At 36.4% G+C, this 21,543-nt stretch carries 19 protein-coding genes and 2 tRNA genes; 3 read left to right on the top strand and 18 right to left on the bottom strand.

Annotated features, from left to right (window positions below; genetic code table 11):
• Positions 1-24: 24 nt before the first annotated feature.
• The 15 genes from ACYQZV_RS00835 to ACYQZV_RS00765 all read right to left on the bottom strand — a co-directional run bounded on the left by ACYQZV_RS00835 (position 25) and on the right by ACYQZV_RS00765 (position 15,698).
• Positions 25-1,101, bottom strand: a complete 1,077-nt coding sequence (locus tag ACYQZV_RS00835; RefSeq protein WP_459892212.1) for an NADH:flavin oxidoreductase/NADH oxidase — start codon at positions 1,099-1,101, stop codon at positions 25-27.
• A 93-nt stretch (positions 1,102-1,194) separates the two neighbouring features.
• Positions 1,195-1,266, bottom strand: a tRNA-Ile gene (locus tag ACYQZV_RS00830).
• Positions 1,267-1,281: 15 nt separating this feature from the next.
• Positions 1,282-1,359: transfer RNA gene (locus ACYQZV_RS00825), tRNA-Asp, on the bottom strand.
• Positions 1,360-1,377: 18 nt separating this feature from the next.
• On the bottom strand, positions 1,378-3,843 hold the full coding sequence (locus ACYQZV_RS00820) for a CBS domain-containing protein (protein ID WP_459892210.1): 2,466 nt from the start codon (positions 3,841-3,843) through the stop codon (positions 1,378-1,380).
• The gene (gene polX / locus ACYQZV_RS00815) at positions 3,824-5,554 is read right to left on the bottom strand and encodes a DNA polymerase/3'-5' exonuclease PolX (RefSeq protein ID WP_459892208.1); all 1,731 of its coding nucleotides are present in this window, start codon (positions 5,552-5,554) and stop codon (positions 3,824-3,826) included. Before polX ends, ACYQZV_RS00820 begins: the two co-directional genes overlap by 20 nt.
• 24 nt (positions 5,555-5,578) lie before the next feature.
• Positions 5,579-6,142, bottom strand: a complete 564-nt coding sequence (locus ACYQZV_RS00810; protein ID WP_459892206.1) for a DUF4337 domain-containing protein — start codon at positions 6,140-6,142, stop codon at positions 5,579-5,581.
• The gene (locus tag ACYQZV_RS00805) at positions 6,142-6,750 is read right to left on the bottom strand and encodes a pentapeptide repeat-containing protein (RefSeq protein ID WP_459892204.1); all 609 of its coding nucleotides are present in this window, start codon (positions 6,748-6,750) and stop codon (positions 6,142-6,144) included. Before ACYQZV_RS00805 ends, ACYQZV_RS00810 begins: the two co-directional genes overlap by 1 nt.
• Positions 6,747-7,646 carry a 2-oxoacid:ferredoxin oxidoreductase subunit beta gene (locus tag ACYQZV_RS00800; protein ID WP_459892202.1) on the bottom strand — a complete coding sequence of 300 codons (900 nt, stop codon included), beginning with the start codon at positions 7,644-7,646 and terminating at the stop codon, positions 6,747-6,749. The genes ACYQZV_RS00805 and ACYQZV_RS00800 overlap by 4 nt, the downstream gene beginning before the upstream one ends.
• A 10-nt stretch (positions 7,647-7,656) precedes the next feature.
• Entirely contained in the window at positions 7,657-9,480 is a 1,824-nt protein-coding gene (locus ACYQZV_RS00795; protein ID WP_459892200.1) for a 2-oxoacid:acceptor oxidoreductase subunit alpha, read from the bottom strand.
• Positions 9,481-9,608: 128 nt separating this feature from the next.
• Entirely contained in the window at positions 9,609-11,525 is a 1,917-nt protein-coding gene (locus ACYQZV_RS00790) for a pyruvate/oxaloacetate carboxyltransferase (RefSeq protein ID WP_459892197.1), read from the bottom strand.
• Positions 11,526-11,537: 12 nt separating this feature from the next.
• Positions 11,538-12,956, bottom strand: a complete 1,419-nt coding sequence (gene accC / locus ACYQZV_RS00785; RefSeq protein ID WP_459892195.1) for an acetyl-CoA carboxylase biotin carboxylase subunit — start codon at positions 12,954-12,956, stop codon at positions 11,538-11,540.
• 4 nt (positions 12,957-12,960) lie between these two features.
• Entirely contained in the window at positions 12,961-13,377 is a 417-nt protein-coding gene (locus ACYQZV_RS00780) for an OsmC family protein (protein WP_459892193.1), read from the bottom strand.
• 15 nt (positions 13,378-13,392) lie between these two features.
• Positions 13,393-14,658: an NADP-dependent isocitrate dehydrogenase gene (locus ACYQZV_RS00775; protein ID WP_459892191.1), complete on the bottom strand. Its 1,266-nt coding sequence runs from the start codon at positions 14,656-14,658 to the stop codon at positions 13,393-13,395.
• Between the two features lie 62 nt (positions 14,659-14,720).
• Positions 14,721-15,413 carry a biliverdin-producing heme oxygenase gene (locus tag ACYQZV_RS00770; RefSeq protein WP_459892189.1) on the bottom strand — a complete coding sequence of 231 codons (693 nt, stop codon included), beginning with the start codon at positions 15,411-15,413 and terminating at the stop codon, positions 14,721-14,723.
• Positions 15,414-15,419: 6 nt separating this feature from the next.
• The gene (locus tag ACYQZV_RS00765; protein WP_459892187.1) at positions 15,420-15,698 is read right to left on the bottom strand and encodes a hypothetical protein; all 279 of its coding nucleotides are present in this window, start codon (positions 15,696-15,698) and stop codon (positions 15,420-15,422) included.
• A gap of 106 nt (positions 15,699-15,804) precedes the next feature.
• Between ACYQZV_RS00765 and mnmL the strand changes: the two genes are divergently transcribed.
• Together mnmL and ACYQZV_RS00755 are read left to right on the top strand one after the other, a co-directional pair.
• Positions 15,805-16,743, top strand: coding sequence for a tRNA modification radical SAM protein MnmL/YtqA (gene mnmL, locus ACYQZV_RS00760; protein ID WP_459892185.1), 939 nt, complete (start codon positions 15,805-15,807; stop codon positions 16,741-16,743).
• The gene (locus tag ACYQZV_RS00755) at positions 16,740-17,894 is read left to right on the top strand and encodes a cation diffusion facilitator family transporter (RefSeq protein ID WP_459892183.1); all 1,155 of its coding nucleotides are present in this window, start codon (positions 16,740-16,742) and stop codon (positions 17,892-17,894) included. The genes mnmL and ACYQZV_RS00755 overlap by 4 nt, the downstream gene beginning before the upstream one ends.
• Here the strand turns inward: ACYQZV_RS00755 and ybeY are convergent.
• From ybeY to ACYQZV_RS00740, 3 genes are read right to left on the bottom strand one after another with little or no spacing between them, the layout of a single operon-like run.
• Positions 17,891-18,325, bottom strand: a complete 435-nt coding sequence (gene ybeY / locus ACYQZV_RS00750) for an rRNA maturation RNase YbeY (RefSeq protein WP_459892181.1) — start codon at positions 18,323-18,325, stop codon at positions 17,891-17,893. The two genes, ACYQZV_RS00755 and ybeY, sit on opposite strands and share 4 nt — an antisense overlap.
• Positions 18,288-19,304, bottom strand: a complete 1,017-nt coding sequence (locus tag ACYQZV_RS00745) for a PhoH family protein (RefSeq protein ID WP_459892179.1) — start codon at positions 19,302-19,304, stop codon at positions 18,288-18,290. Before ACYQZV_RS00745 ends, ybeY begins: the two co-directional genes overlap by 38 nt.
• On the bottom strand, positions 19,289-20,143 hold the full coding sequence (locus ACYQZV_RS00740; protein WP_459892177.1) for a 4-(cytidine 5'-diphospho)-2-C-methyl-D-erythritol kinase: 855 nt from the start codon (positions 20,141-20,143) through the stop codon (positions 19,289-19,291). The genes ACYQZV_RS00745 and ACYQZV_RS00740 overlap by 16 nt, the downstream gene beginning before the upstream one ends.
• Before the next feature lie 52 nt (positions 20,144-20,195).
• On the opposite strand from ACYQZV_RS00740, the gene ACYQZV_RS00735 reads away from it, so the two are divergent.
• Positions 20,196-21,482 carry a homoserine dehydrogenase gene (locus tag ACYQZV_RS00735; protein ID WP_459892175.1) on the top strand — a complete coding sequence of 429 codons (1,287 nt, stop codon included), beginning with the start codon at positions 20,196-20,198 and terminating at the stop codon, positions 21,480-21,482.
• Positions 21,483-21,543: the final 61 nt, after the last annotated feature.

Here is a 21,543-nt window from a genome sequence, read left to right as displayed (position 1 = left end):
CAACATTTACATATGCGTTGTAGGTTAAACATCCAAATAATACCCTCTTTGATACTGATTTGGTATCTCTACATTTATATTTCTAGACATGGCCCATTTTATAGGAAGGTATGGCTCTTGTAAGAAAAGGCGTCCTATAGCTACAAGGTCTGCTCTTTTGTTTTTTATAATCTCGTTGGCCATATCAAAAGATGTAATACCGCCTACCGCCATGGTTGTTATATTTGCTTCCTTTTTGATGGTTTCTGAGAAAACTATTTGATGAGCTCTATAATAATCGTTTGGTGGTGCTCCAAGGGCTATACCACCAGAAGAGCAGTCTACCACATCAACGTCTTTGGTTTTTAAGATTTTGGCAAGAGCTATAGAATCTTCTAAACTCCAACCTCCTTCTACATGGTCTGTTGCCGATATTCTTACAAAAAGAGGCATCTCTTTTGGTATTGTAGCTCTCACTTTTTCTACTATTTCTATTAAAAGCCTAATACGGTTTTCAAAAGTCCCGCCGTATTCGTCTGTTCTTTTGTTAGTAATAGGTGATAAAAACTCGTTTAGAAGATATCCATGAGCCGCATGTATTTCTATAGTATCAAATCCTGCTTCTAAAGCTCTTTGGGTAGCTTTTACAAATTTTTCTATTAGGCTTTTGATATCATCTTTGGTCATTTCCTTTGGTATTTTCCAGTTGTCGGCAAAAGGTATTGGGCTTGGAGCTATTATCTCAAGCTCATCGTCATAACCAAACTTTTCAAATTTATCCCAAGGCCTCCCACCTAAAGCTTTTCTCCCAGCATGAGCTAATTGTATGCCTACTTTTGCCCCAAAGCTATGGCATATATTTACTATACGTTTAAGACCTTCTATATGCTCATCCTTGTATATACCTAAATCTTGCTTTGATATCACACCTTCTTTTGATATTGCACAAGCTTCTGTAAAGATAAGACCGGTACCACCCGCTGCTCTTGAGCCATAATGCGTTATGTGAAAATCGTTTACAAAACCATCTTCCGAAGAATACATACACATAGGAGACATAACAATACGGTTTCTTAAAGCCAAAGACCTAACTTCTATCGGTGTAAAAAGGTTTTCTTTCATGTTTTTAAGTTTATCACATTAAAAAGAAATTTAAAAGGATAGAGATTATGAAGATAAGATGAATTTGTCAAATAAATATTATGATAAAGAGCATGGGCCTGGAAGGACTCGAACCTCCAGCCGGACGGTTATGAGCCGTCTGCTCTGCCTTTGAGCTACAGGCCCTAATCAAGTATTTAGTGGCGGAGCAGACGGGATTCGAACCCGCGACCTCCGACGTGACAGGCCGGCGTTCTGGGCCGGCTGAACTACTGCTCCAGCCATCTAGATATTATACTATAAACTGTAAATTTTGTCCATCTCAATTAATTTAGCTTCTTCAATAACTTTTGAACGATTGGCCGGTGGTATAGAGTTTATATCTATATTTGGTTTTAGGTTTTTAAGATGAGAAAGATACTTTGCTATACGGTTCATCACCTCTACGTTGCCTTCGGTGGCAAAAAGGGCTAACTCTTCCAAGTCAAAAGGTTTTAAGAGTGTATAAAGCTCTGATGGTTTTTTGGCTTTTAATATTTGTGATATATGTTGTTTTATATTAATGTTAACAAATTTGTAAACAAAAGCTGGTGCGCTCATGCCTTTTAATATCTCTTCCAAAGAAGGTGCATCTTTTATCAAAAGCCAGAAAAATATCCAAGGGGCCCCTTTGAAAGGTTCTTTGCACTCTAACACATACCAATCAGAGAACATTTTAAGATTTTTAGACTTTTCTTCTATATAGATATAATCTGGTTTATACCCAAACAAAGATTCTATAATGTTATATTTTTTGTAAGCTTCAAGAATGCTTTCAAAGTCTTTTTCTTGAAGTACTATCTTAAGCTCGTTGAATATCCTTCCTTTTGGAGCGTATTTTAGCATATTTTTTTGTAAGGCGTCTTCTAAAAGCCTTTTGGTATCTTTTGAAAATTTGAAGCTTAACTTTGCTTCAAACCTTATAGCCCTTAGTATCCTTACCGGGTCTTCTATAAAACTAAGGGGATGTAAAACCCTTACAATCTTATTTTTTATATCGTTTAAAGCCCCAAAATAATCTACAACAGTGCCAAAATTATCATCTTCTAGAGATATAAGAAGCGTATTTATGGTAAAATCCCTTCTAAAAAGGTCCTCTTTTAAAGAAGCTTTTGATACTATAGGATAAGAACCTGGCTTTTCGTAATACTCTCTTCTGGTGCTTGAAATCTCTATTTTAAAACCTTTATATTTAAAATGTATGCTGTTAAAATCCCCAAACCTATGGGTTTTTATACCTTTTGATTTTAACATGTTTTCTAATATATCTATATCCCCTTCAAAAACAAAATCTATATCGTAAGAGGGTCTGTTTAAAATTATATCTCTTACCACACCACCCACAAGATAAATCTTCTCTTCTTTTGGTATTACGCTTTTTATGTCTTTGATAATATCTAACATATAAGATGGTATATTTATACGTTTTGTGGAAACTCTTTGCTCTTCATTCTCTGTTATATGTCTTATGAGGTCTGACTTTGTGATGATGCCTGTTAGTTTTTCATTTTCATCTAATATTCCTATCATAGGTGCTAACGGGTTTTCTAAAAACACTTTTTCAGCTTCCCAGATAAAATCATTCTCTTTTAAAAGAGGTATATTCGTTAAAAGCTCTTTTATTTTGCTTTCTCTTGAAATGTTAAAAGCTTTTGCCAATACCTTTTTGGTGATGGCTCCTACCACATATCCATTTTCATCTAAAACAGGGGCTTTTGAAATTTTGTAGTTTGAAAGCGTGTAAAAAGCTTCTTCTACGCTCATATCTTCTTTTAAGGTAAGCGGGTTTTTTGTCATGATATCTTTTAATGTTATTTTAGGGTTTTCTTCTTTTAAAAGCTCTAAAATTATGTGTTTTAGCTTTTTAGAAGATACAAAATTAAGCTTTAAACCAGAAGCAAACGCATGTCCCCCACCCCCTAATTTTGACAAAACATTTTCTACGTCTATGGTTTTTGACCTTGCTACAACATAGGTATTGGTAGAAGAGTTCATTATGATAAAGTACGCATCAAGCTCTTCAAGCTCTTTTATATCCTTTAGATTTTCTACGATATCCTCTTTGGCTTCTTCTAATATTATAAAACCTATCTTTTTTTTATCTATGTTTAAAATCTCTAAACTCTTTAAAGATTCTTCTAAACTCATCAAATCTTTTAGGTTAATATAAGATTTTACGTATTTGTTTACAAACTCTATATCAGCGCCTTTTCTTATAAGGTAAGACGCCATTTCAAAATCTTTTGGGCTTATATTCTTTACGGAAAAATATTTTGTATCATCGTATATACCGCAAAGCAAGATAGAAGCATCTTCTTTTGATATGGATATATCCTCTTTGACAATGTGCTCTACTACAAGTGTTGTACAAGCTCCAAGGGTTTCATCTATATGAGCTTCTAAAAACGGCTCTTCTTCTATATGCTTTACATGATGGTCAAAAAGCGTTATTTTTTTAACATTTTCTTTTTTTAAAAGCTCAAAAATAAAATCCAAAGAAGAAAAATCCACTGTAAAAATATGTATATTTTTCAAACCTTCTAGAGAGTTTATTGTTTTAAATTTATATTTTATATCATCAAAAAGTTTTTTGGCTTTTGGACTAAAAGATATGTAAAAGAGCTTAGCATATTTTTCTAAAAGCGATAAACCGTATATAGAAGAAAGAGCGTCTAAATCAGCGTTTGGTGGAAGTAGAAGTATTTTAGCGCTTTCTTCGGACAAAGGCTCTTACCTCTTCTAAGGGCTTTGTATTCAAAACCCGCTCTTTCAAAGCCCAGCCTCTTCTTGCAAGCCCTACACCCACTTTCATAAATTGAAGATGAGAAGAAGAGTGTGAATCGGTAACTATGCTTATGGTTACTCCTCTTTCTATTGCAAGCCTTATGTTGTCTGGGGACAAGTCGGCTCTTGGTATATTTAACTCCAAAGCTGTATTGGTATCTAAAGCGGCTTTTATAACCTCTTCCATATTTAAAATATAGCCATCTCTATATCCGTAGTTTTTTCCAGTTGGATGTCCTATTTGATTTACATATTTGTTGTGGCAGGCTTTTAAGATGCGCTTTGTGTTGTCCGTGTTTGGTGACATATGTGAGTGAATAGAAGCTATCACGTAGTCAAACTCTTCCAGAAAACTATCTGGTAAGTCTAAAGACCCATCCTCTAAAATATCCACTTCACAACCCCTTAGTATAGTCATGTCTTTGTATTCTTTTTGGACTTGTTCTATCTCTTTCCACTGGGTTCTAAACCCAGCCTCATCAAGTCCACCAGCTACTCTTAAAGATTTTGTATGGTCTGATATTACGATATATTTATAGCCAAGCTCATAACAAGTTTGCACCATTTGTCTTAAAGATGCTTTGCCATCAGAATACGTGGTGTGCATATGAAAATCGCCTTTTATATCACCGTATCCCACTAGCTCTGGTATTATGCCTTGCATGGCAAGCTCGATTTCTCCCTTGTCTTCTCGTATCTCTGGTGGCGGCATCACCATACCCAATACTTTGTATATATCCTCTTCTTTTTCCCCGCCCAGCCTTTTTCCAGAAGATATTTCAAAAATACCGTATTCGCTTATTTTATAACCTTTTTCTTTGGCGATATCTCTTATTTTTACATTGTGTTCTTTAGAACCTGTAAAGTATTGAAGACCTGAGCCCCATTCTTCTGGTCTTAAAACCCTTAAATCCACCTGTTTTGAGTTTTTAAGAAGAATAGATGTTTTGGTTTCACCGCTTCCTATAACTTGCTCTATATCTTTATAAGTTTTAAAATAATCGTGCACCTTTTGAAAATCCTCTTTTTTGGCAGATACAAGTATGTCTATATCGCCTATAGTCTCTTTCATGCGCCTTAAAGAACCTGCCACAGATATGTTTATTATCTCTTTGCAGCCTTTCATGTAGCTTAGTATATCTTGAGCTAAAGAGTAAGCCTCTGTTATAAACATCCTCTCTTTTGATTGTTCAAAAAGCGCTATACCTCTTTTTATATTTTCTATCTTTTTGGGACCAAAGCCCTTTATGGTTTTTATACGGGGATCATCTAAGGCTTTTAAAAGCTCTTCTTTGTTTTTTATACCAAAAACATCGTAAAGGGTTTTTAGGGTTTTGGGTCCAATACCAGGTGCATCCATAATCTCTAACAACTCTTTTGGGACTTTTTGCAAAAACTCATCGTGTTTTTTGATACGTCCTGTTTTTAAATACTCTTCTATTTTCTCTAAAGAAGATTCTCCTATACCGTGTATTTGGTTTGTGGTAAGGTACTCTTTTAGCTCTTCTACGCTTTTTATATCTTTATCTATTTCAAAAAGAATATCTGCCACTTTTTGATAAGCAAGGACTCTAAACCTATTTTCCCCCAAAAACTCTGCTGCCAAAGCCATTTCTTTAAAAAGCTTAGCTATATCTTTTGTAGAAGCCATAAGGTTTATTATACAACGTTTTTGTTAAAACGCTATGTTGTATATAAAAAGCCCAAAACCAATCAAAGCAGATATCAAAGATACGTAGAAAAACTCTTTTCTTCTAGTAAGAGCAGAAACTGATGCCACAGCGATACCTATTTGTAAAAGAAGCTGCGCTATCATAAACATATGATGTTTTTCATAATAGTGTTCACTTTGAATAGTCTTTTGTTCTACTTGTTTTTCTAAGTCTTTGGCTTTTTTCATGATGTCTTCTTTTTGCTTTTTATACTTTGTTATGGCTTCTTCAAACTTTGGATTTTCCTTTATATAGTTTGCTATGGTATACATATGGTATCTCATATCTTTGGCTTGGTAGTAATTCCAAAGGTCTGTAGCCTTGTTTTGCAAAAGCACAGCGTCGTTTTTAGCTACTATGGTTTTTGTGACGTATATTTCTGATTGCATGCTCACAAGACCGCTTATGACAGCCATTATGGTAGTGGCTAAAGATACCCATAAAAGCCACTTCTCTTTGGCTTTTTCTTCTTTTATAGTCTCTTCTATAAGCTCTTTGGCGTGCTCTTCAATAGGACTTTCTTCCATCAGTCAATACCCTCAGAGTTGTATTCATCTAGAGGATGGCTTTTTGAAGAGATGCCACCCCATGGTTTTTTGCCATAAAAAATAGCATTTACATCTTTTATATCTTTTAGTATAGAGTTTTTAAAAGATACGCCCCTTAAATCGGTGTTTATAAAATCTATCTTTTCTAACGTACTTTCTTGAAAGTAAGAGCCTTTTAACATAGTGCCTTTTAAGTTTATGCCTTTAAGATGAGCATTTAAAAACGTAGCATCTAGTATTTGAGCTTTTTCCATGTCAGAGTTTATTATATCACAATCTATAAACCTTGCCAAACCCATAAATGCGTATTTAAAAGAGCAGTTCTCAAAATGGCATTTGTTAAAAGCTGTCCTTTGAAAATTTACCCTTTCAAAGTTGCAGTTTAGAAATTTGCAGTTTACAAAATCAGCCTCTGGTATAAAGCACTCTGTAAAATCTATATCTTTGAAAGTTATATCTTTAAAACTAGCGCAAGTAAAAGTAGAAAAGCAAAGGCTTAAGCCCTCAAGGCTTAAGCCGTTCAATATCTCATTTGAAAAATCGCAATAAGTTGCATCGCCTTCTTTAATCTTTTCTAAAAGTCTCATACAGGTAATACTTTGCACTCATCTATAAAGATTTGGGGGTTTATATCTTTTGAAGCTTTGTACCTTTGTTTTACTTCGTTTACTCTGTCTTGATAAGTGGGTTCTTCTTTTTTGTAGAATATACCTATAGGCACTTTGGCAGATTCGCTGTAATAATGCTCCAAGTCTTTCATCGCAAACTCTAAGGCTTTTTGAAGGTTGTCTATTTCTTTGTGACCGTTTTCGTTTATATCAATGGTTTTATCTTTATAGTACTTGAAGGTATCTACTTTGTTGTAGGTGGGGCAAGGGGATATAATGTTGACAAAGCTAAAACCTTTGTGAGATATGGCTTGTTTTATTATTTCGCTCATGTGTTTTAAGTTGCCAGCGTAAGTCTGAGCTACAAACGTGGCTCCAAAAGTGAGCATGTAGGATATAGGATTTACCGGTTTATCTATAGACCCAAAAGGCGTTAAAGAACCGTAAAGCCCTTCTCTTGAAGTGGGTGATATTTGATTTTTCGTAAGACCATACACTTGGTTGTCCATACAGAGCACAGTTATATCAATATTTCTTCTGGCGGCATGTGGGTTGTGACCAGAGCCTATCGAAAAAAGGTCTCCATCTCCTGCTTCTACTAAGACAGTGAGGTTTGGATTTGCAAGCTTTACACCTATAGCAGTAGGTATGGCTCTACCATGAAGCACGTGCATGCTGTAGTTTTTTAAAAATAGTGGAGCTCTTGATGAGCATCCTATACCAGATACAGAAACTACGTTTTCTGGTCTTATTTTAAGCTCTGCCAAAGCTTTTGTAATGGCGCTTATAACACCAAAATCCCCACATCCAGGGCACCAAGTGGGCTCTATATCACTTCTATAATCCGCTGGTTGAAGTTCTAACATTTGTTCCATAAAAACCTCCTTAAATTAAACCGTATGCTTTTTCACCGTAAATATGACTAGGTGTAAATCTTCCTTCTGTTATCTCCTGATTTTCCATTAAAAAGTCCACTATATCTTCTATTTCTTTTGGTATAAACGGCTCTCCTCTGTAAATGTTGTAAGATATAGGTCTTATGTGCGTCCTGTCTTTTACAATCGTAGCCAATTGTCCATAGTAGTTGGTCTCTGGTATTAGTATACGTTTTGAGCTTTTAGCAAAAAATTCAAAGATATCTTCTTTTACTGGCCATAAAAGCCTTGGATACATAGCGTTTATTTTGAGTCCCCTACTTCTTAACCTTTGGACAGCTTCTTTTGTGATAGATGCTGTAAGACCCCAAGTTATTATACCTATGTCTGCATCTTTGTAAGGAGCATCTATTTCTATAAACCTATCGTAATCTTCTTCTAATAGTTTTTCAAGCTTTTTAAAACGTTTGTTCATTTGATATGTTCTTATGTCTGGTCTATTTCTGGGGTCTGAGTTTTCCTGTCTTTCAAGACCTGTTATGGCGTGTATAGCGTTTGGGTCTCCTGGTATACCCATCGGTGTTATGCCGTCTTCTGTAAATAAGGCGTACCTTAAAAATCTTCCATGCCTTATAAATTTTTGCTCTTTATCTTCTTTTGTATTGTAAATAAGCCTGTTTATTATATTTAGTTTGGATAAATCTGGCGTTGCAAAGGCCTCTGCTCTTAGGCTCATGGCTGCATCTGTAAGCATTATGACAGGCATTTGATATTTTTCTGCTAAGTTGAAAGCTTCAACGGCTATATAAAAGCTATCTTCTACCGATATCGGAGCCAAAACAGCTCTTGGTATCTCACCGTGGGAGCCATACGCAGCGTGGTATAAATCCCCTTGCTCGTGTTTTGTAGGCATACCAGTGGCTGGCCCTACCCTTTGCACATCAACTATTACTACAGGGGTTTCTGTCATGCCTGCGTATCCTATAAGCTCTGACATTAAAGAAAGACCAGGACCCGATGTGGCTGTCATGGCTTTTACACCAGCAAAAGAAGCACCTATAGCCATAGCTAAAGAAGCTATTTCATCTTCTGCTTGATAAAGCCACCCATCTTTTCTTATCAAATCTTCCACTATATAATTTCCAACAGATGTAGCTGGTGTTATAGGATAAGCGGCGTAAAACTCACAACCACCGGCTATGCAACCTTTTGCTACAGCCTGATTTCCCTCCATTATAACTACATCTTTTAAACCTATAGGAGGTGGAAATTCAAAACCATCTTTCTTTGTTAGGTTCTCTTTTACATATTTTATGCCAGCTTCTAAAGCCTGATAGTTCATAGAGACTATCTTTTCACCTTTCTTTGAAAATTTAGCCTTTATAGAATCTTTTAAAGATTCAATTGGTATGTTGAAAAGACCTACCAAAGCTCCTAAAGCTACTATGTTTTTAGTGATATAGGCTTTTATCTCATTTTTTGCTATGTCGGAAAGGGGTACTGGATACACGATTACTCCTTCATGTTCTTCCGGTTCAAAATCTGAAGAATCATAGACAAGCACAGTACCTGGTTTTAAATGTTTTTTGTTGTAAGAGTAAGCTTCTCCGTTAAAGCAACATAGTATATCAAAGCCATCCCCTGTGCTGTATAGCTTTTCGTCCGATATTCTTACAGTGGAATTTGCATAACCACCTTTAATCTCAGCGGGGAAACTCTTAAAATTCACAACATGATAACCAGACCTCACTGCAGCTTCTGTTAAAAAATCTCCAGCAGAGATGACACCTTCTCCACCTTCTCCACCAATCTTGATAACAAGACTAAAACTCATAGACACCTCCTAAATTAGTTAGTACTTAAAAACAATTCATACATGTTTCACAAAATAAATATATACTTACAACTTTTCATAAAAATATTTAACATCATAAAGCGCGCCATTTGGCGCGCCAAACAATGTTAAGCTGGTTCTATCCTTACTAAAACTTCGTCAGGCGTAATATTCTCACCTGGTTTAGCGTATATTCCTTTTACTACACCGCTTATAGGAGCGTGTATTTCGTTTTCCATTTTCATCGCTTCTACTATAGCCACTGTTTGACCTTTTTCCACCTTATCACCTTCTTTTACCAAAATCTTTGAAACTTTACCTGGCATAGGTGCTACGGCATCGCCTTCTTTTTCTGGTCTTGGTCTTGCAGTGCCCGTTTGTGTTTGCTGGCTTCCTTGTTTTGATGCTCCTGAAACAAGAGCTTCTGCTATAGGATAAAGCTGTATCTCTTCAAGCTTTCCATTTACTCTTACATAGTATTTCTTTGGTTTACCGGGTTCTTGACTTGGGGCAACACCTTCTACTTTTACCTTGAACTTATCACCATGATAGGTTATATCAAACTCTACAGGTGCTGCATTCTCTACGGTGCCTGGTTTTGTTTCTACTATATCTGCTGTGTCTATTGCTATATCTGGGGTTAGCTCGCCGTTTTCTCTGGCTTTTAAAAACTCCATAGCCTGCATTGGGAATAACACATAAAGAAGGATATCTTCTTCGGACTTTGCCAGAGGCCCTAATTCTTGTACCGCTTTGTCCCAGTCGTTTGGGTCTGCCAAATCCCCTGCTCTTATATCAAACTTAGGCTCTTTTCCAGGTCCCAATATCTTCTCTGCAAGCTCTTTTGCTATTGGGCCTGGCGGTCTTCCGTATTTGCCCTCTACATAGTCTCTTACTTCTTTTGTAATGGTTTTGTATCTTTCCCCGGTAATTACGTTTAAAACTGCTTGCACGCCTACTATTTGAGATGATGGTGTAAGAAGCGGAGGATAGCCAAGGTCTGCTTCTACGTGAGGTACTTCTTCTAATGCTTCTTCCATCTTATCGGCGGCATTTGCTTCAATTAGCTGAGCCACCATGTTTGATATCATACCACCAGGTATTTTGTGGATTAGCACTTTTGCGTTGACGCCGGCGTATTCGGTTTCGTACTTTCTGTATTTTCTTTTTATTTGTCTTGTGATTTCTGCGAGCTCATCTAAAATCTTAAGGTCTATACCGGTATCGTAAGGTGTACCTTGTAAAGCTGCCACTACACTCTCTGTAGCCGGGTGAGAAGACCCAAATGCAAGAGGTGATAAAACGGTATCAAGCATGTCAACACCTGCCAAAACAGCCATCATGTGGTTCATAATGGCAGTACCGCTCATATCATGGTTGTGAAGAAGCACTTTTATCTTATCGCCAACTTTTTTCTTTATACCTCTTATGATGTTGTAAGTATCGAGTGGCATTAGTATACCAGTGGCATCTTTGAAAGATATCCAATCTGGTTCTAAATCTATAAGCTCATCGGCATAAGACATCCACTTTTCCAGCGTGTGTACCGGGCTTTTAGTATAGCTAATCTCAGCATGTACTTCACCGCCAAACTCTTTTATAGCTTTGCAAGCCACTTCTATATTTCTATTATCGTTTAAAGAGTCAAATACCCTAAATACAGTTATGCCGTTTTTTATAGCTTTTTCTACAAACTTTTTTACTACTTTGTCAGATTTTGGTTTGTATCCTACTATGTTTTGGCCTCTAAAAAGCATTTGAAGTTTTGTGTTGGGCATAACCTCTTTTATACGTCTTAACCTTTCCCATGGGTCTTCTTTTAGATATCTAAGGCATACGTCGTAAGTGGCGCCTCCCCAGACCTCTACAGCGTAAAATCCAGCTTTATCCATCTTTTCGCAAAGAGGAAGCAAATCATCGGTTCTTACCCTCGTAGCAAGTTTACACTGCTGACCATCTCTAGGCGTAAGGTCTGTAATCAAAATCTTTTTTGGTGGTGCTACTTCAAGGTTTTGTTCTTTCAGCATTTCTTCGATAAGTTTCATAAATTAACCTCCTTATAATCCGTGATATGAAGCTATAGCTGCACTTATAAAAGCTACAAAATCTTCTTTGTCTTTTGGCTCTTCGTAATCAAACACCTGTGGGTGCTCTTCTAAGTACTTGGTAGTAAAGTACCCGTTTCTAAAATCTGGCTCTTCTACGATTTTCTTAATGAGAGGTATTGTGGTTTTAACACCCTTTATCTCGTAGGTATCCAGAGCCGCTTTTGTCCTTGCAAGAGCCTCCTCCCAAGTTCTGCCCCAGCATATTAATTTGGCTATCAAAGAATCGTAGTAAGGAGTGACTTCATAACCCACAGAAGCTGCACTTTCAATCCTGATACCAAAGCCCCCAGGTACATAGTACCTTTCTATAGTTCCTATAATTGGTGCAAAGTTTTTCTTTGGATCTTCCGCGTTTATACGACATTCTATAGCGTATCCGTTAAACTTTACATCCTCTTGTTTTATCTCAAGTTTATGACCCGCTGCTATCTTTATTTGCTCTTTTACTATATCAACACCTGTCACTCTTTCAGTAACGGGGTGTTCCACTTGAATACGGGTATTCATCTCTATGAAGTATATATTTCCTTCTAAATCAGATACAAACTCCATAGTTCCAGCGCTGTAATACCCTATTTCTTTTGCAGCTTTTGCCACTATCTCACCGTAGTGCTTTCTCTTTGCCTCATTTAATACCAAAGAAGGTGCTATTTCTATGAGCTTTTGGTTTCTCCTTTGCACCGAGCAATCTCTTTCCCCTAAATGTATAACGTTTCCATATTTATCCCCTAACACTTGAAACTCTATATGTTTTGGATTGGTTATATATTTTTCTAAAAGCAAATCACCTCTTCCAAATGCCTTCTGAGCCTCAGAATATGCAGATTCATAGTTTTTCTTTAACTCTTCTTCATCTCTACATATTCTGATACCTCTACCACCACCGCCTGCAGATGCTTTTAAAAGCACTGGATACCCTATTTCTTTTGCTATCTTGATAGCCTCTTCTGCAGATTTTAATATGCCATCACTTCCTGGCACTGTGGGGACGCCTGCTTTTTTCATTACTTCTTTGGACCTTGCTTTATCACCCATTAAAGCTATAACCTCGGCAGAGGGTCCTATGAAAGTGATACCATTCTTCTCACATAACTCTGCAAACCCTTCGTTTTCTGCCAAAAACCCGTATCCTGGGTGTATGGCATCGGCGCCCACAGATTTTGCCAAATCCACTATAAGCTGGGCGTTTAGATAGGTATCCAAAGGGTTTGCCCCTATCATGTAGGCTTCATCCGCCATCTTTACATGTCTAGCGGTAGGTTCTACTTCAGAGTATATGGCTACCGTAGGTATGTCTAGTTCTTTTGCAGCCCTTATAATTCTACAGGCTATCTCGCCTCTGTTTGCCACTAATATTTTCTTAAACATAAGCTTACCCCTTTTCTATTTTAAAGGTGTATGATATAGGAGCAACTTGGTTTATCATATAAGCTATGCTGCAGGTTTTGTTTAAAGCCGTTTCTATAGCCTCTTTTACATCTTCTTCTTTGAGGTCTTTACCTTTTATCGTAAAATCCAAGTATATTTTGGTAAATACTTTTGGATACGTGTCTTTTCTTTCGCTGTCAGTGTTTACCACTATGTCCTCTACATGTTTACCCGCTTTGTGTAGAGCTTCGTAAACGTGAATACCCATACACCCAGCTATAGAATGAAACAAAAGCTCCGGTGGTCTTACACCTCTTCCTTTACCACCCACATAACCAGCAGCGTCTATGGGAACCTCTATTCCAGATTCCCCTTTGCCTATAAAGTGAAAATCCTCTTTTTGCCTTACGGTAAGCTTCATTTATCACCTCTCAAATCAAAGTTTATCAATCTCAAAAACTATAGCATCACCAAAAGAAGATGTTGTTAAAGACAAAGCTTCTACGCCCATCTTTTTAAAACCTGAAGCTATGTCTGGTGTACCTTTTTTCTGGTTTATAACGCTTTTAATGGCTTTATATATTAAATCTGCCGCTTCGTTAAAGCCTATATACTCAAGCATCATGGCTCCAGAAAGCGTAATGGAAAGGGGGTTTGCCATACCTTTGCCAGCTATGTCGTAGGCTGTTCCATGGGTACTTTCAAAAAGCGCATAACCATCCCCTATGTTTCCACTAGGCACATAACCAGGTCCACCTACCAAAGCAGAAGCCAAATCTGATATATAATCACCGTTTAAGTTCTGGGTAATAATCACATCGTAATAATCTGGATTTAATACAAGTTGCATAAGCATTTGGTCTGTGATGACTTTGTATAATTTTGCTTGACCTTCTTTTGGTTCTCCCTCTGTGATAATTTTCCCTTCAAACTCTTGCTCTTTTGCCACTTCAAAAGCCCAGTTCATAAACATACCTTCGGTGGCTTTCATGATGTTGCCTTTTCCTGCCACTGCTATATGCTTTTTGCCGTTTTGAAGGGCATATCTAAAGGCCTTTCTTACATGCCTCTTGGTTTTAAACTCAGACATTGGTTTTACGGTAATACCCGCATCTTCTGGTATTGCGTCTTCTGATACGTTCATATCCTTTACAAAGAATTCTCTTACTTTTTTAAAAGCATCGGTTTTTGGCATATATTCTATGGCCATATAGACATCGTCGGAGTTCTCTCTAAATACAGCTACGTTTACCCTTTGAGGGTTTGGTATAGGGGATGGTTGTCCCATCCAATAAACCGGTCTTATAGCAGAGTAAAAATCCATAGATTGACGCAATATTGCATTTAAAGATTTACCGCCTTTACCAACCGGTGTTCCGAGAGGCCCCTTTATACTTACAACGCTTTCTTTCAAAAGTTCTAACGTCTCCTTTGGCATCCTTTCCAAACCTTTTTGCTCTGCCATGTCCCCTGCTAGTACTTCGACCCAGTATATTATTTTTGAGCCTTTGTAGGCTTTTTCCATCGCTTTGTTTACAACTCTTATCATCTGAGGCGTAATCTCAGGCCCTATACCATCTCCTTGAATAAAAGGTATTATAGGATTGTTTGGCACTTCCAACGTTTTGTCAGCTTTTAGCTTGATAAAGGACCCCTCTTTGGGTATAATAACCTTAGAATCGTACCAGCATACGTTTTCCATCAAACACTCCTCAAAAAGTTGTCATAAAATATTAAATAATCTTATAAAAAAAGTCAAGTATTTTATACAAATTTTATCTTTTCGTAAGCTCTTAAAAGATAAGGTTTTTCTATTTCATCTGGATAGGGTACGTTTCTGTTGACCTCTCTAAAAAAGTTTACATTGTACAAGAATGCTAAGTTGGCTTCTCCTATGATGGCTTTTGTCTGTTCATCTGTTAAATCCAGCGTATCGAGGTTAGCCCTATAGTTCTTTTTAAACTCCATTATATCTTTTATTTTATCAAATTCATAAAACTTTGTGCCTTTTCCATCTTCCAAACCAAGAGCGTTTTTTATCATGTCTTTTATCATTTGACCGCCGGATAAGTCCCCCATGTATCTTACGTAAGCGTGGGCTATTAAAAGCATAGGCTCATGTTTTGATATATATTTTATCCTAGATATGTATAGTTGTATAGCCACCGTGGGATATATCTGTTCGTGGTAGTCTTCTCCAAAGTAAAATTTTAAATCTTCTATGATGTGTTCTTTTCTGAAAAGCTCTGGATAATAAATTTTAGACACATAAGGGTTGTCTTTGTTTTGCTCTATAGCCTCTTCTAAAGTGCTGTATATATAATAGTGACCTGCTGTTATCTTCTTCATGTCTTCAAAAGTGGTTTTGGCCTCTTGCATATCTTGAGCCACTGTAGAGCTATCTGCCATGCTATGTATATCCCAAATTCCTTCTCTTAAAAGCTTAGAAAATCCCATAAAGTATCACTCCTCGTCTTTATAAATTTCTACCAAAATATGATCCTTCAAATCTTGGACCACAATGATATGTGTATTGTATACGAGAGGTTCTTTTTGTATTGCATCAAGTTTTCTGTTTGCATAGTATACTTCAGCGCCTTCTGGTGCGACGCCTTTGAATTCTTTCATGGGATATGTCTTTACCATGCCAGGTTTGCCTTTGTAGCCATAGCTAAGCCCCATTATAAAGCTTGCAAACTTGGACATCCTACCTTTTGGTCCACCGGTTGGCGGTATAATCATAGCTTTCTCCTACTTATAAATATTTTAATTATATACGATTTTTTAATTAAGGCAATGTCTGTAATTTATTAGTGCAAAAATAAAAAAACGGCATATATTTTTTACCATGATAGCGACGTCTTCAAGGATTTATACCTTAAAGGATTACCTTAAGCAAAAGTATGGAAGAAGGGTGCAAAAGATAACGGTGGCTTTGCCTTTTACCTGTCCTAATATAGATGGGACAAAGGCTACCGGCGGATGTACTTACTGCCTTACTGGTACAAGGCCTGCTCATATATCTCCTTTGATGGACTTAAGAGAGCAGATATCTTCTGGCATAGCTCAAGCTAAGAAAAGATACGGAGACAATATTTATTTTTACATATACTATCAATCTTATTCAAATACTTACGGAGATTTAGATTTCCTCAAATCTGTTTATGATGTAGCATTGGAATTTCCAGGAGTAGTAGGTATAGATATAGGCACAAGACCTGACTGTGTGCCAGAAGATGTTTTAGAGCTTGTGCAGACTTACACAGATAAGCTCGATGTATGGATAGAATATGGTCTTCAAAGCTCTCATTTTAGTACTCTAAGATGGATAAATAGAGCCCATGGAGCTTCTGATTTTGTAGATGCTGTTTTAAGAACAAGAAAATACAAGGGTATAAACATATGCGCACATCTTATAGTGGGCTTTCCCCAAGAGGATTTAGAGGACAATTTAGAAACTGCTAAGCTTATAGCGGCGTTAAATGTAGATGGTGTAAAAATTCATCCTCTTCATATAATAAAAAATACTAAAATGGCAAAGGACTATCTAGAAAAACCTTTCAAGCTTTTAACGCTGGAAGAGTATGCCTATAGGGCTGCTAGGATTATAGAAATACTTCCTCAAAATATGGTGATACATAGGCTTACTGGAGAGGTAGAACCGGATAGGCTTGTAGCTCCAGATTATTGTACGTTTTCAAGAAAGCTAGAGGTAAGAGAAAAAATAGAGCAAGAGCTTGTTAAGATGGATTCTTATCAAGGAAAAATATGTCCTTTCAATAAATGAAAAAATATCACTGGAGTCTAATATCGATTTTCTTAATGCTAACCCTTGCTTTTATAAAGCTTGGGGTTGGTTTTTTGTCTAAGAGTGTAGCTTTAAAAGCCGAAGGTATTCATTCTTTGTCTGATAGCCTTGCATCTTTTATAGGTTTTATATCTATCTATATATCTGAAAAAAAGCACGAAAGGTTCCCATATGGTCTTTACAAGCTAGAAAACATCGGAGCCATGTTTATATCGTTTTTTCTTTTCTTTGCCGCCTACGATATGGCTATAGACGTGCTGTTTGGTCATTATAAGATAGATAAGCAATATATAACTTGGGGTTTGGCAGTGGGTATCTTGTCAATGGTTATCACTTTCGGATTTTCTTTTTTGGAGAGAATAGCTGCCAAAAAACACAACTCACCGGCTTTGATGGCCGATAGCGAGCACATGCTTGTAGATGGTTTTGGAGCTTTTGTTATAACGTTGAACTTCTTGTCTTTGGAGTTTAATATAAACTTGGATAAGTTTTTTGCAAGTATTATCATACTTCTTATAATATACACAGGTTTTCACATATTAAAAGAGCAAATATTTGTAATCCTTGATGCTTCAGTGGATTCAAAGATGATAGAGCATATAAAAGATGTAATACTTCAAGACCCAAGGGTTAAGTCTGTTAAAAGGCTTTTGGTGAGAAAATCCGGAGATAAAATCTTCATAGATGCTGCTATTTCTATAAAATCTCACAACTTCAATCAATCCCACGCCGTGGTGGATGATATAGAAGAGGCTATAACAAAGGTTTTTCCCCAGACCGAAATGGTGTTTATACACTATGAACCAGACGATAGCCCAGAAAATACACGAATAGCCGTCTTAACAAACAAAGATTTGGTATCAGATTTTCAAAACGCAGACATGATTCATGTTTATGATAATTTTGTATTAACTTCTGTCTTAAAAGCCAAAGACGAGTCAGATAAGAAAGAGGATATTACTGCCAACGATATAGCTCAAATAAAATCTGATTTTGTAATATCCTCAAATCACCCAAGAAGCAACAGAGCCAAATGGACGCTTCACAAATACGGTGTTTTTATATGGGAAACAGATAACAAAGATGTGCAGAAAGCCCTTGATGAGATAAAATCTTTTTCAAAAGACTAATAGAACATAGCCAACGCCATGTCTTGTTTTTCAAAAAATATCTTGCTATCTTGTTCGGATAGCTCATGGTCGTATCCCATAAGATGTACTATGCCATGTACCAAAAGCCTAGTCATCTCTTGCTCTATAGAAGCTTCATATTCTAAGGCTTGTCTTTGGGCAGTTTCATAGGATATTACAATTTCACCAAGATAATAATAATTTTCTACAAATTCGTTTATGTTAAAGGATAATACATCTGTGGGCTTATCCTTTTGTCTGTAGTTTTTGTTGAGTTCTTTTATTTCTTCATCGCTTGTTATATATATGTCTAGTATTGAGTTTTTAAAATCAAAAAATTTCAACGTATCCAAAGCCCTTTTTTTAATAAGGGATTTTAACTCTTTTGGAAGTTTAAGCTTCTTGTTTGTCTTGAGGCTTATCTTGTTCATTGGTTTTTTCGTAAGCTTCGTAAGCTTTTACGATTTTTTGGACTATTGGATGTCTTACTACGTCCTTTTCATCAAAAAATACAAAATCTATGCCTTTTATATTTTTTAAAACATGTATAGCTTCTCTTAAACCAGATTGTTCTTTTTTGGGTAAATCCACCTGCGTCATATCTCCAGTTATAACTACCTTAGACCCAAAACCAATCCTTGTTAAAAACATTTTCATCTGCTCTTTTGTGGAGTTTTGAGCCTCGTCTAGTATAATAAAAGCATCGTTTAATGTCCTACCTCTCATAAAGGCCAAAGGAGCTATCTCTATAATGTTTTTTTCCAAAAGGTATGCGGATTTTTCATAGTCTACCATATCAAAAAGAGCATCGTAAAGAGGTCTTAAGTAAGGGTCTACTTTTTCTGCTATGGAACCGGGTAAAAATCCGAGCTTTTCTCCAGCTTCCACGGCCGGTCTTGTTAGGATTATCTTGTTTATCTTTTGGGCTTTTAGATAAGATATAGCCATCGCCATTGCAAGATAGGTTTTACCAGTACCAGCGGGACCTATGCCAAATACAATATCATTTTGCTTTATAGAGTTTACGTATATGGATTGGTTCTTCGTCTTTGGGGCTATAGCTTTTTTCCTATGTGTAATCAAAATAGTCTCATACTCTATATCTTCTGTATCTTCTGGTTCAAAATCTTCGCTTTTCTGATGAGTATAAGATATAGCCAAGTTTAAAACATCTTTTGAAGAAAGAGGGGATTTGGCGTATTCTTTTGTTATATAGTTTAAAAATTCCAGAAAATATTCGACCTTAGAAGGTTCTCCTTTTATGTGAAGCTCCTGACCTCTAGCTACTATTCTTATATCAAAAAGTTCTACAAACTTTTTTAGATTTTCGTCAGCTCTTCCTACAATTGCGTAAAATCTTTCGTCTATATCCCCTATGTCAAAAATTTCTTCCACTATATGGTTTTGCATTCGTATACGTACCAACCCCTCGATGTTAAAGCGTTTTTTATAATCTCATCAAGTTTGTTAAAAACATAGACGCTAGACCCGCTTCCAGACATGTAAGGTTTATAACTAAAGCTTTCCAAAAATCTTATAACCTCTCCAATTTCTTTGTATATATCAAGCGCTGTTTCTTGAAGCTCATTTTCAATTATATTTTCTATGTCGTTTTCTTCTAAAAGCTTTAAAACGCTTTCTAAAGATATATTTTCTTCCTCGTTTTTGATAAAGGCGCTGTATACCCTTTTGGTGGAAGCTTCTATATTTGGATATACTATCGTAAGCTCTTTTGAAATAGGCTCTAAATCTTTTATTTTGTCTCCGGTGCCATACACTAAGGCACAGCCGCCTTTTAAGAAAAATGGGGCATCCTTGCTAAACTGTGATAAAAATGAAGATAACTCTTCATATGTAAGCGGGTTTTCAAGTTGTTCGTTAAGGTACTTTACGACGGCTGCCAAATCAGAGCTTGCACCACCTAACCCTGCACCCACCGGTATATTTTTTTCGATTACTATTTTATAGTCGAAAGTTTTACCCACCAAGTTTGAAAAAGATATAGCTGCATCGTAAACTATGTTGTTTTCAACGCTTTTAGAAAAAGGCCCAACGCTTAAAACCTCTAGGCTATAATGGGGCTCTATGTATATTTTGTCGTATAAATCTATTGTGTGAAGTACGCTAAAAATGTCATGATATCCGTCAGCCCTTTTACCTTTCACCCAAAGACCAAAGTTTACTTTCGCAGGGGCAAGTATTACCTTAGTGCTACCCTCTAACATAGTAATATATTCTTTTTTATCCATATCTTCTAATATTATAATCCAAAATGTATTTTTTCAATGATATAATGTATGTATGCACTATAAGGTAGGTATAGCAGGTTATGGTACGGTAGGTACTGGTGTAGCGGAGCTTCTTTTAACTCATAAAGACATCATTAAAGAAAAAACAGGTTTAGAGCTTGAATTGACGGCTGTTTTAGATAAAGATTGGAAAAGAGAAAGGTCTTTTAGCATAGATGATGGGTTGAAAGTTAATTCTTTAGAGGAGCTTCTTAATAGGGCAGATATAGTAGTTGAGCTTATAGGCGGTGTCGGTTTTGCAAAAGAGCTTATAGAAAAGGCTATAGAGCGTAAAAAACATATAGTAACTGCAAACAAGCACCTTATAGCGATTCATGGAAAAAATATATTTGAAAAAGCAAAAGAGTATGATGTAAGCGTTGAGTTTGAAGCTTCTGTAGGTGGTGGTATACCTATTATAAAAGCTTTAAAGGAAGGTCTTGTAGCAAACAAGATAAACTATATACACGGTATACTAAACGGCACCACAAACTACATACTTACCAGTATGTTAGATGAAGGTAAAAGCTTTGAACAAGCTTTAAAAGAAGCCAAAGAATTAGGGTATGCCGAGCAAGACCCTACTTTTGATGTAGAAGGCATAGATGCGGCTCACAAAATAGCAATACTTAGCTCTATAGCTTACGGAGGGTACATAGATTTTAACGATATATACATAGAGGGTATATCAAACATAGATTTGCTTGACGTAGAGCTTGGTAAAGAGCTTGGATATACTATAAAGCTTTTAGCTATTGCAAAAACTGTAGATGGGGAGCTAGAGGTAAGGGTGCATCCTACTTTTATAAATCATCAAGAGCAACTGGCAAAAGTATCTGGAGTCTACAACGCTATACTAATAGAAGGAGATTTTGTAGGAAAGAGCATGCTTTACGGAAAAGGTGCTGGCTCTAAGCCTACGGCTTCGGCGGTGGTATCTGATATTATAGATATAGCTAAACGTGGAGATAAGCGTTTTCAAGCTTTTAATACAAATAAAAGCCTGAAACTAAACAAAAATTTTTATACAAGATACTATATAAGGTTTGAGGTGGAAGATAAAGTAGGTGTATTGGCATCCATAGCCAACGTGTTTGCGAAATATGGCATAAGTATAGCTTCTGTTTTACAAAAGGAGATGGTGTGCAAAGTGGCAAAAAAAGAGAACAGTCCTTTGGTGCCCCTTGTGATACTAACTCATAAAGCTTATGAAGAGCAAATAAAAAAAGCTCTTAAAGACATAGAAAACCTTTCCGTGGTAAAAGAAAAACCCGTTTTAATAAGACTTGAAGAAGAATGATTAGGTATACAAGATGCAATTTTTTTGTATAATATTTGATATGGAAAGAAAAATATTTAAG

The organism is Hydrogenobaculum acidophilum (genome assembly GCF_054656715.1).
The sequence above is the reverse complement of the archived record's forward strand: the minus strand, read 5'-3'. Positions and strand labels throughout refer to the sequence as shown.